Source organism: Bartonella sp. OT172YNZD (assembly GCF_042193725.1).
Classification (GTDB): Bacteria; Pseudomonadota; Alphaproteobacteria; order Rhizobiales; family Rhizobiaceae; genus Bartonella; species Bartonella grahamii_A.
Map to the genome: position 1 here is coordinate 70036 of NZ_JBHILZ010000011.1, position 9851 is coordinate 79886.

A 9851-nucleotide genomic window follows, 5' to 3' on the forward strand; every position below is an offset into this window, starting at 1 on the left:
AAGCGCACTTTAATTAAAATTTTTCTCAAAGTCAAGAAAAAAAAACTCCTGCCGAAGTTATATGCGCATTTACGTGTTTTTCGTGATGGACAAGATATAGAAAATCACCATCATAGCTTGTTCTTTTGCAGATATTCGCTTACTCATTAGAAAAGGAGTTTTGCTGACTGCCCGTTTTGCTTTAAAAGGTCAATCGTTAATTTATCAAACGAAACAAAGGTCTCACCACCTAGCCAATTACCCTCATAAGATGTAATTCCATCAGCAAAATCTCCACCAGCCTCAAGAATAGCAAACCCTACTTCAACAGCTGCTCTATTCATCACGACATTACTGGTTGCTAGCAGATCACGTAACATTTCAGCTACATCTTCCTTTGATAATTCCTTTGATAATTTTGCACCTCAACGAAGTATCCAAACAAGTTCGCATAGACAAGGTAAAGAAATAGCTATGAGAGAAGCTTCTCTTAAGATCTTACTTGCTATTTCATCTTGCTTTTTATCATCTTGTAAAACAGCACGAGCTAGAACATTTGTATCTACAGAAATCTTCACTTTTCCCCAGCCCAACCAGAAGCCGTAATTTCGTTCATTTCTTCAATGGTTAGAGGTTTTTTTAGTTTTCCAGAAAATCGTCCAATAAAGCTCTCAATAGTGCTTGTAGGCTGTGACGCTTTTATACGAAGTTCGCCACCTGGTAGTTTATCAAAGTCAACCTTCTCACTTGGTTTAACCCCAAGGTGCTGTAGTACATCCCGCCTCAGCGTAATTTGTCCTTTTGCTGTAACCGTTAATGAAGGCATAGAAAAACCCTCTTACACTCAAGATAACTCTTGAGTATATATAAAAGTAATGTAAAAATCAATTACCTTAAACATAAGAAAATTAAGCCCTACGAATATCCGTATGAATGAAGTCATTTCCTTTGAACAATAAGGGCAATTTATAGTTGACAGCGCAGGCATATGCAAAACAATCTCCCATATTTAATTGAGCTTTTTGTCCTGTTCCCTTGCCAAATTTTTGTTTTGCATCAAGTGCCTTCTCAGCTTCATTTTCAGATAAAGCGATCATAGAAATTCTATATGCCATGAAAAACTCATGCACAGCAAGCCTACTTTCCTTGAGTGTTGTTTGTGATATTGGCTTACCCTTCGGTGTATTGAACATACAAAGCCCAGATACTGCCTCAAATTTCGCCATAGCAGACGAATAAACTTTCTTGGCTGATTTTAGTTTTTCATTGAAAAACGCGGCTTCTGGTTCTTCGTTAATAATTGCTATAATTGCCGAAGCATCAACAAACATCATACTCCCCCACTCAAATCATCAAAAAAAACCTTCTTCTCTTCTTCACTCCAATAGGGATTATTTTTTCTGACTTTAGTTCTAAATCTTTTTTGTATCGCTTTTATTTTATCATCTATAGAGGGCTCATTCCGTTTTTGCTCTTGTAAAAGTAACATCCCTTTTTCAACGGTATCACGCAAACTTTTGAAACCGTTCTCATTCTTTACTTGTTCAACCAGCTCCCTTACACTAGGATCAGCGATGAATAGAGATTTTCCTGGCATATTATTAGTCCATTAATATATTTCTTTGATATGATCATATTATTTATATAATATTATTCATCATATTTTGCACGAAAAATCGCTATTTTAAATATTTTTCGCTTTTTTTCTACCTCAACCTACATGTGCGACAACGACCGCCATACATAAGCTTTTCCCCTTGTTACATTGTTTTTTTGGGGATTAAAGTGATTGTGCAAAATATCGCATAAAAGACGTAAATCAGCCATGTAATGAGACATAGCAATCCCACGTAATATCACATACTTTATAATGATCTCGAAATTTGCATAAGGATTATCTCTTTGCCCTTTTGCAAGTGCCTTATTGACATCATCATAACGCTTAATTGCCCGCTGATACCATTCTTCATATTCATCATTGCTCCGTAACCCGATGTTCTTTTCCCATTCAGCCCCAGGTGAAAGGAGTGCTTGCTTATACGCATTCACCACGTGGAGGTATTTTACGACAGCATCATATTGATCAGATGTAATGCCCTTGCCTGGTTCCGTTTCATTTAAGAGAACCAACCTGCCTAAATTGGTAGCGGAGCGTGGATCTCTAGCCTGTTTAAGACTTAACCCTGTTAATCTTGCCCTTGCTTCAAGAGCCGTTTTATCCAATGATTTGTTTACTCTTGAAAAGAGTTCATTTTGGTGTCGTCGCTTGTCTTCAAGCTTTATTCCCCTTTTCTTCCTTTTGGCACGTAATTTTGCTGCTTTTGAACGCGCTTTTATTTTCATATCTTGCCTTATTCAAATTACTTTAAAAGGGGATTTTATCATCAAAAGAGCCATGTGATGAGGTGTATACTATTGTGGAATGAGTGCCTCCTGCCAGCTGATTATTTTCTGCACCTGAATTGCTTTGTTCCAACTTTTCTAAAGACATAATCTCACCATGAAAGGCTTTTAAAACAATCTCTGTTGTGTAACGGTCATGACCATTTTTATCTTGCCATTTACGTGTTTGTAATTTGCCTTCTATGTAAACCTTTGAACCTTTGTGTAGATATTGAAGAGCAATTTTTGCCAAATGTGGATTAAAAACCACTACGGAATGCCATTCTGTTTTGTCTACTTTCTTATTGGTTGCCTTGTCTGTATAGCTTTCAGAAGTTGCCATACGAAAATTGACTATTTCAACTCCAGAAGTCATCGTTTTGCTTTCGGGATCATCCCCTAAATAGCCAATTAACATCACTTTATTCAGCATGTTTTTTGTTACCTTAAGTTCGTATTTAAATATGTAAAAGTCTTAGCAGAGTTTTATTGTTTTTTCAATTATTTCAATAATATATTATTGATTATTAACATATAACATTATGTTTTATAGCCTTCGGGATAAAAAATTGAATTTCGCGAATTTATTCAAAATTTTGTTTCATGTAACTTTTTTCTATGTTATACGTTACATGAAACATAATGGAGATTTTTTATGGCTACAATGCACGTTAATGAACGCGTTCAAAAACATCGCAACGCACAAAGAAAAGCAGGTTTGCGCTTAATGCAAATTTGGGTACCAGATACTCGTCAACCAAACTTTGCAGAAGAGTGCCGACGCCAATGTCGCTTAGTCGCAAAAATGGGTAAAACAGATACATCTATGCAGTTGTTAATGGATCAATCTTTAATGGATATTGATGGCTGGACAGAATGATGCGTGGATCTCTCGTCACAATAGCTATGCAAGGCGATTTTGGTAAACCAAGACCTGCGTTAATCATTCAAGCCAATCAATTTAGTGAACATACAAGCGTAACGGTTTTACCCATTACCAGCACACTTGTTGATGCGCCATTACTTCGCATTACTCTCCAACCAGACAGCAAAAATGGTTTACAAAAAACTTCTCAAGTCATGATTGATAAGATTATGACGGTAAGATGTGAAAAAATTAGCCCAGCTTTTGGCTCCATTCATGCAGATAAAATGGTAGAAATTGAACGCTGTTTAGCTGTATTTTTGGGAATAGTAAAATAAATGAGCTCCTCATGTTATTGTTTTACTTATTTGATTAATGTTTTGTATTTTGTTTTCTTTTTTGTATCTACTCAATTGAATATCAAGTGCTTTTTTTAGCTCTCTTTCTTTTTAATAGACGACTGTATCGCGTAAATCGATATATTTATTAAACTGCGTGTACGCAACATGAGAAAGAATGAACAAACTAAAAAAGAGTACCAAATAGCAATATCTAAGTACCAAAATACAGTATCCAATGATAAAGAAAGCTTGTACTCTAGGTATTTAGAAATAACAGAGAAAAAAACCATTTCTTTACAACTGTTTGGAAAAATTAAAACGACAAATGCTAAAATTATGAGCTTTAAGATTCCGTGCATATATTGTTGTAAATCACGTGTTAGGATCACCCAACCCGTTTTATCTCCATCTTTATATTTTGGGTTATTCTGCAACTCAAAAGGAATATGAGAATTACATAAAATTACAAAAATATTTGTTATTATTATCAAACAAAAAGTTGCAAATATCAAAATACTTTGGATAAAGTAGGGATTTTTTTTAATTCCTACAAAATATAAAAATATAAAAACTATTATGCCAAATAAGGCTCTTAGCTGTTTATCTGTAAACATATTCATTTCCTGCACTTTTCGATAGTTTTTTGATCTCTCTGTTGATCTCATCTATAAGAGGCTCGTAATTGAGAACGCTTTTCGGAATAGCACCCCCATAAACCCATGCTTTTACTTGCGCTTTGGTGCTAAAATCTGCCTTTTCTGGTATGGTGTAATACTGACCACCGTCAAACTTTTCACACTCTCTTGTGCCATCTTCATATTCGTAGAGGTTGTAAAAATACTCTGCCGCTCCGTCTCCCCAAGGAACATACCCCACAGCCGTTGCGATAAACTTTTTTTGCATAGGCTGTTTACGTTTTTTAAAGAATCTTCGTTTTAATATTTCCATGTTTTAACCTCTATTTTTACCAATGGGTTAATTTACCTCAAATTTGACCGTACAGAGCGTTTTATATTACGGGTGTGTTTTTTCATCATAAAATCTTTAAATCGCTTTGTACGGTACCTTTTTATCGATTTAAATACATGCCTAATCGTAAAATGATCAGCAAATTTCACTATTTTGCTGTTTTAAGCCGCTTTAGAATTGCTACTGTTATGTTGCTTTTCACTAGGCTTGCCTATTCTCATGAATGAAATGCGCTTGCCTCCTAAGGCTAGGTTACGCGTATTTTCAACTGCCATAAAAACTCTCTCAGCAACACCATAAAGCCTGCTTTCTAAATCACGACAATACTGCGCAAGATCAGCGCATGAGGGCACAAATGTTGTGGACATGCCTTTTGCTTCACCACGTATAAGATTTTTAACAGCTTGCAATAAAGACCAGAGTGAAATGCCGTTAAGAGCTGCGATATAAGCCTTTGCACGCGCTTCTACATTCGAAACTTTTTGCATTGTCAAACCACCTTCAAGCACATCAAGAGCCTCTGCTATGTCTTCAACAGACGCTTTCACGGTAAGTAAGTTTTGAACAGTCTGATAAGCTTCTAAAGCTTGTTTCTCTAGGGTTTTTGTCAATTGAATGCCATTTCTCAAGGTCCATGGGAACTCCAGAGTTACACATTTCTCTATCTGTTGCACGGTATCTTGTAGAGGCGTCACTAAGCTGTGTTGCACCGATAAGATTACGGATTGTCTCTCCGGTACCACCACGAGTTCTTTGATCTTTTGAAAAGTTTCCATTGTTTCCACCATTGTTGTTCGTGTTTTTTGTTTTCTCTAAATCCTCGATAGCCTTGCGTACCCAGTTACGCCATGTTGCTTGCCAATCGATTTTGGTTGCATTTGCTCCGGCTTTTGAACGCCAGTAATCTCGAAACTTTGCGATTTCGACTTTCACACGCCCTGGAAGCAAGCCTTCTTCGATGGCAAAATCGTAATCGGGTTCAAAATCCGTAGGCAATCGACAACCGCGATTAGCTTGCGCTCGTTTTGCTTTTTTGGGAACATTCTCTTGCTCGTGAATGGGAGGTTGGTTTTCTACACCCGTTGCGATTTGCTCTGATGTGGTCTCAACAGCAGCAACCTCTGTTGGCTCGTCAACCAAATCGATTGTTTCTAAATCTTCAAAATCAATTTCTTTTTTTGCTAAAACGTTAGTTTTAGTTTTTTTATTATATATGTTATTGTTAATGTTATATGGTATCGTTTCCGTATCGCTTTCGTATTCATTCCGTATAGAATTCGTATCGCCTTCGTATTTAGCTTGTATAGATTTCGTATTATGCTTTACGTCTTTTTCTTTAGATTTTTTCCATCTAGCACTAACAGCTTTTGATGCCGCTTCTGATTTTCCGGCGCTATCACTTAATTCTGCTTCAACATCTAGATTCCATAAACGTCCGTCTGCTAAACGAATAATATGACCCGTACTCTGTAAAACATCTAATGCTTTGACAAATGCCTTTACTGAATAGCCAGTATAATTAGCCCAAACCTTAATGTTATTTAAAAGCGGCTCGCCTGTGTGAAGCATTTGCAACCGTAATCTCATGTATATATTGCCTTCAATAGAAGACAAACAAGTGAGATCAAGAATCCATTTATCGGCAAAAAGCCTTGTCCATGGTATTTTACTGGACATGCATACCCCCTTCTTTCATTAAATATAAAATTGCCAAAGCATCTGCTTCATTATCATCACAAGGCGCGTGACCTTTTGCACGCATTGCCTTAATCATTTCTTCTTTTGACGCATTCCCTTTGCCTGTCATTGCTTTTTTAATCGTACCAACGGGAATGCCTTCATACGGTATCTGATGATGTTCACACCAAGCTGTTAATGTTGCTAGAAAGCCCCCATAAACATGAGAAGCGTCTGTACCCACATGCCGACGTACCTCTTCGAAATACACCGCATCAATTTCATCAACAGACCTTTTTAGTTCAGTAAGCCATTTCTTAAAGCGCAGATAACGCATCCCACCGCCTTCAAAACGGCGTGATTGAAAATATTCTGTATCGCTTGTGATAAAACCAACTGCATCACGAAGCGCCCAGCCAGTCTTAGTCCCTAGATCAAGACAAAGAATGGTTTGTGCATTAGTGATCATAATTCCCCCCTTAAATTAATTTGATCTCTTTATTTTTGCCTGTTTAAGAGTGTGAATGATGCTGTTGATGTTCATTCTTTTCTGTAGAAGCAGTAATAAAAGCAGATTGTGAAGATAATTTAGAATCACATGATTGCGTCCTATAAAAAAAAGAGAAAAAATCTTCTGCCTTAATCGGTGCTCCAATTCTTTTGGCTTCATTCAAAAGAATTGGGATATGTTTTGTTGGAATTCTCCCACCAGTTCCACCTTTTGATATAGGACGGAGCCAGACATACACGCGTGTTCTATGAACCCCAAGCAACTGAGATACCCTACGAACCCCGCCTAATAGATTTATTATTTCATAAAATTGTTTCATAATTCATATTGTAGCTTATTTAGGTACAAAATCAATAGACAATGTAATGAAAATCACAAAAGATTTTTTTTTAAATAAAAGATATATGGAAACCATGAATAACATTATGAAAATTTGGCTAAGTGAAGCCTTACAAGAATCTGGATTATCTCAATCATCGCTTGCTAGACAACTAAGTGAGAAGATGCATCGCCCTATCTACCGTTCTGCGGTCAATAAAATGCTAACAGGTGAACGAGGAATAAGTGCACAAGAAGGTATAGCAATTGAGGAAATCACAAAATATCCACTTCCACGAAAAAAAACTATACCCTTAATGGGTTATGTAGGAGCAGGTTCAGAAATTATCCCCTATGAAGATGGTTGGCTTGAAGAGGTGGAGTTACCTCCATACATTACAAAAGATACATACGCAGTAAAAGTTGAAGGCGACTCAATGGAACCTTTCATTGAAGATAAATCTATTTTATTTTATTCAGAGAACATTTGTCCAAGTTTACTTCTCAATAAAAAAGCAATTGTCTATACGCAAGATGGACGTTGCTTTGTTAAAATAATAAAACAAGGTAGTCAGCCTGGTTTATTTAATTTAGAGAGTTTAAATAGATTGTATCCAGAAATAAAAGATATTGCATTAGTTTGGGCTGCATCTATAGATTGGATAAAACCACCGAAATTTTAAAAAGTTAAATCATATGAGTATAATTTTTCTTATTGTATCGTATACCTCTGTTAAGAAGAGAATTATGCAAATATTTGCAAACTAATTGGTTAGAATATTTATCCAATGTAATTGCATTACTAAAGCTCTAACTGTTCTAAACATATCCTTTTTTTAATAATTACAGTTTTAATTTTCTAAGTGATTTTTTATATTTATGTAAAAAGTTTCTAAAATCATTACGTTTATTATTGACAAATGTTCCTAAATACGCTACATTGGTATTCATAAACCACGCACAAACAATTGCCAAGAGGCGTTATGGAGGAAAAATTATGGAAAATCCAATTCTTATAAATTCCAATGAAATTTTATTAGTTGCCTACGATAAAGATCAAAACATTGGTCGGTCTGGACCACTTGATGAAAGCCAAGTTCTAAAAATTATTGACGAGGCAGATGATGCAATCCAAATCTTTCGCATCAATCCTTCTGAAAAAAGTTGCGAAGACATTTCTGAAGAAATTGCAGACGCATATGTAGAAGAAAATATTGAACATCTCGATGAAGATAGTGAGGTTCATTACTTTGTACGTGAAAGTGATGCTTACCATGACCTTTTATCTGATTTAGCAGACGAAAAATATAATGATGAGATTTACGGTACTTACGAACAACAACACCGTTTGCGTCCTTGTGATGTGCTTTAAAAATTCTAAAGGGCGCTTTTAAAAGCGCCCCCTTTAATTCATCAATAATTAATTAGAGTAAACTTATGACCACACATGATAATAATATTCATAGTGAAGGATATCTCACGCCTGAAAACGAGGTAGACAACAAAATTGGTTATGCCAAAATGGTCAATGCCCATGTCATGCATAGGTACTTACATTTGAAACAAGATTTTTCCAATTGGTTTAATGATTGTGTTGAAAAGCTTGATCTAAAAAAAGGCGTGGATTTTGTTTTTACAAAACAAGAATGGAACAGACAGAAGATTTGTCCAAAATCTGAAATAGAAACAGATAAAACTGATAATCATTACTTCAAAATTCACGCAGCAAAGAAAATCGCTAAAGCAGAGCGCCATAGAAACTATGGCAGAATATTATACCAAAACTTATGTTTTTCTTAATTAAGGGGGTGATGATGCAAAATTTTATTAGAACATATGAAAAAAATACAAGCTTCTTAAAAGGAGTCCATCATGCATAATTTTGTCACAACGGCCAAAAGCAATTTTAATAACCAAACTGTTCAAACTATGTCCAGTCGTGAAATTGCTGAACTATGCGGTAAGCAACATGCGCATATTATGCGTGATATTAGGCAAATGTTAGGGGAATTATATCCTGAAGAGGGTCAATCCAAATTTGGATCCACCTATTTAGACAAACAAGGCAAGCCCCAAAACTGCTACCATCTCCCCAAACGTGAATGCCTCATCTTAGTTTCGGGTTACAGCATGACATTACGTGCTAGGATTATAGATCCTTGGCAAGAATTGGAAAAGCAAGCAGTAACACCACAAATCGACTATTCAAGTCCAAAGGCTATGATTGGCTTTTTGAATTACCTACAAGGTCAAATAGATCAAAAAGACACCATCATTGAAGATTTAACACCAAAAGCCATGGCTCTTGAAAGTTTGCAACGTCACAACGGGCTTTTTGGTCTTACAGAAGCTGCTAAAATACTCGAGATGCAACCAAAACAGTTCATTCTCTTCTTACAGAAAAAAGGTTGGGTTTACAGACGCGCAGCGGGTGGAAATTTGCTTCCTTATCAAGACAAAATCCAAAAACAACTTATGGATTGTCCAACCATCACACTTCAAACCGCAAGTGGAATAGAAAAAGTTATTCCTTGCGCAAAAATCACAGCAAAAGGCATTGGTGTGTTGTCTCAAGAACTTAAAAGACAAAGCATGCATTAATTAAGGGATGTAACCATGCAAAAAAATACGAGCTCACTGATGAAATAAAAGAATTTCATGATGCAAGAACCGATAAAAGTAAAAAACTTTATCGCATACGTGCATTAAGAGATTTTAGAAATATTAAAAAGGGTTACTTAGGCGGCTATATACAAAAAGAAGACAACCTATCGCATGAAGGCGATTGTTGGGTTTGGCATAAAGCTAT

Annotated in this window: 17 protein-coding genes and 2 pseudogenes; 7 read left to right on the plus strand and 12 right to left on the minus strand. The window is 36.0% G+C overall.

Annotated features, from left to right (window positions below; all coding sequences use genetic code 11):
- Nucleotides 1-146: 146 nt before the first annotated feature.
- The 6 genes and pseudogenes from ACFIJS_RS06360 to ssb form a co-directional block, all read right to left on the minus strand.
- A pseudogene (locus ACFIJS_RS06360) lies at nt 147-557 on the minus strand (type II toxin-antitoxin system VapC family toxin).
- Nucleotides 554-805 (minus strand): AbrB/MazE/SpoVT family DNA-binding domain-containing protein, encoded by a 252-nt coding sequence (locus tag ACFIJS_RS06365; protein ID WP_375650706.1) that lies wholly within the window; start codon nt 803-805, stop codon nt 554-556. Before ACFIJS_RS06365 ends, ACFIJS_RS06360 begins: the two are co-directional and overlap by 4 nt.
- Before the next feature lie 82 nt (nt 806-887).
- Nucleotides 888-1313 carry a type II toxin-antitoxin system VapC family toxin gene (locus ACFIJS_RS06370; RefSeq protein ID WP_375650708.1) on the minus strand — a complete coding sequence of 142 codons (426 nt, stop codon included), beginning with the start codon at nt 1311-1313 and terminating at the stop codon, nt 888-890.
- Nucleotides 1310-1576, minus strand: a complete 267-nt coding sequence (locus tag ACFIJS_RS06375) for a hypothetical protein (protein WP_375650709.1) — start codon at nt 1574-1576, stop codon at nt 1310-1312. The genes ACFIJS_RS06370 and ACFIJS_RS06375 overlap by 4 nt, the downstream gene beginning before the upstream one ends.
- Nucleotides 1577-1695: 119 nt before the next feature.
- Complete coding sequence (locus tag ACFIJS_RS06380) at nt 1696-2322, minus strand: hypothetical protein (RefSeq protein WP_375650710.1); 627 nt, start codon at nt 2320-2322, stop codon at nt 1696-1698.
- Between the two features lie 22 nt (nt 2323-2344).
- Nucleotides 2345-2794, minus strand: coding sequence for a single-stranded DNA-binding protein (gene ssb, locus ACFIJS_RS06385; RefSeq protein ID WP_375650712.1), 450 nt, complete (start codon nt 2792-2794; stop codon nt 2345-2347).
- A gap of 222 nt (nt 2795-3016) precedes the next feature.
- Here ssb and ACFIJS_RS06390 point away from each other — a divergent pair, with 222 nt between their 5' ends.
- Nucleotides 3017-3241, plus strand: a complete 225-nt coding sequence (locus ACFIJS_RS06390) for an antitoxin MazE family protein (protein ID WP_375650713.1) — start codon at nt 3017-3019, stop codon at nt 3239-3241.
- Nucleotides 3241-3564 carry a type II toxin-antitoxin system PemK/MazF family toxin gene (locus ACFIJS_RS06395; RefSeq protein ID WP_100129669.1) on the plus strand — a complete coding sequence of 108 codons (324 nt, stop codon included), beginning with the start codon at nt 3241-3243 and terminating at the stop codon, nt 3562-3564. The genes ACFIJS_RS06390 and ACFIJS_RS06395 overlap by 1 nt, the downstream gene beginning before the upstream one ends.
- Nucleotides 3565-3659: 95 nt before the next feature.
- Here the strand turns inward: ACFIJS_RS06395 and ACFIJS_RS06400 are convergent, their stop codons facing one another.
- The 6 genes from ACFIJS_RS06400 to ACFIJS_RS06425 form a co-directional block, all read right to left on the minus strand.
- On the minus strand, nt 3660-4181 hold the full coding sequence (locus tag ACFIJS_RS06400) for a hypothetical protein (RefSeq protein ID WP_375650714.1): 522 nt from the start codon (nt 4179-4181) through the stop codon (nt 3660-3662).
- The gene (locus tag ACFIJS_RS06405) at nt 4168-4515 is read right to left on the minus strand and encodes a hypothetical protein (protein ID WP_375650715.1); all 348 of its coding nucleotides are present in this window, start codon (nt 4513-4515) and stop codon (nt 4168-4170) included. The genes ACFIJS_RS06400 and ACFIJS_RS06405 overlap by 14 nt, the downstream gene beginning before the upstream one ends.
- Before the next feature lie 182 nt (nt 4516-4697).
- Nucleotides 4698-5084, minus strand: coding sequence for a hypothetical protein (locus ACFIJS_RS06410; RefSeq protein ID WP_375650717.1), 387 nt, complete (start codon nt 5082-5084; stop codon nt 4698-4700).
- Entirely contained in the window at nt 5068-6213 is a 1146-nt protein-coding gene (locus ACFIJS_RS06415) for a hypothetical protein (RefSeq protein ID WP_375650718.1), read from the minus strand. The genes ACFIJS_RS06410 and ACFIJS_RS06415 overlap by 17 nt, the downstream gene beginning before the upstream one ends.
- Nucleotides 6203-6682 carry a crossover junction endodeoxyribonuclease RuvC gene (locus ACFIJS_RS06420; RefSeq protein ID WP_375650719.1) on the minus strand — a complete coding sequence of 160 codons (480 nt, stop codon included), beginning with the start codon at nt 6680-6682 and terminating at the stop codon, nt 6203-6205. The genes ACFIJS_RS06415 and ACFIJS_RS06420 overlap by 11 nt, the downstream gene beginning before the upstream one ends.
- A gap of 43 nt (nt 6683-6725) precedes the next feature.
- Nucleotides 6726-7043 carry a hypothetical protein gene (locus ACFIJS_RS06425; protein WP_375650720.1) on the minus strand — a complete coding sequence of 106 codons (318 nt, stop codon included), beginning with the start codon at nt 7041-7043 and terminating at the stop codon, nt 6726-6728.
- Nucleotides 7044-7089: 46 nt separating this feature from the next.
- Between ACFIJS_RS06425 and ACFIJS_RS06430 the strand changes: the two genes are divergently transcribed.
- The 5 genes and pseudogenes from ACFIJS_RS06430 to ACFIJS_RS06450 all read left to right on the plus strand — a co-directional run.
- Entirely contained in the window at nt 7090-7725 is a 636-nt protein-coding gene (locus tag ACFIJS_RS06430) for a S24 family peptidase (RefSeq protein WP_375650722.1), read from the plus strand.
- A gap of 314 nt (nt 7726-8039) precedes the next feature.
- Nucleotides 8040-8414: a hypothetical protein gene (locus ACFIJS_RS06435; RefSeq protein ID WP_375650723.1), complete on the plus strand. Its 375-nt coding sequence runs from the start codon at nt 8040-8042 to the stop codon at nt 8412-8414.
- 65 nt (nt 8415-8479) lie between these two features.
- Complete coding sequence (locus ACFIJS_RS06440; protein ID WP_375650724.1) at nt 8480-8842, plus strand: antA/AntB antirepressor family protein; 363 nt, start codon at nt 8480-8482, stop codon at nt 8840-8842.
- Between the two features lie 72 nt (nt 8843-8914).
- The gene (locus ACFIJS_RS06445; RefSeq protein ID WP_375650726.1) at nt 8915-9643 is read left to right on the plus strand and encodes a Rha family transcriptional regulator; all 729 of its coding nucleotides are present in this window, start codon (nt 8915-8917) and stop codon (nt 9641-9643) included.
- A pseudogene (locus ACFIJS_RS06450) lies at nt 9643-9851 on the plus strand (hypothetical protein); the annotation flags it as partial. The gene ACFIJS_RS06445 and the pseudogene ACFIJS_RS06450, both read left to right, overlap by 1 nt.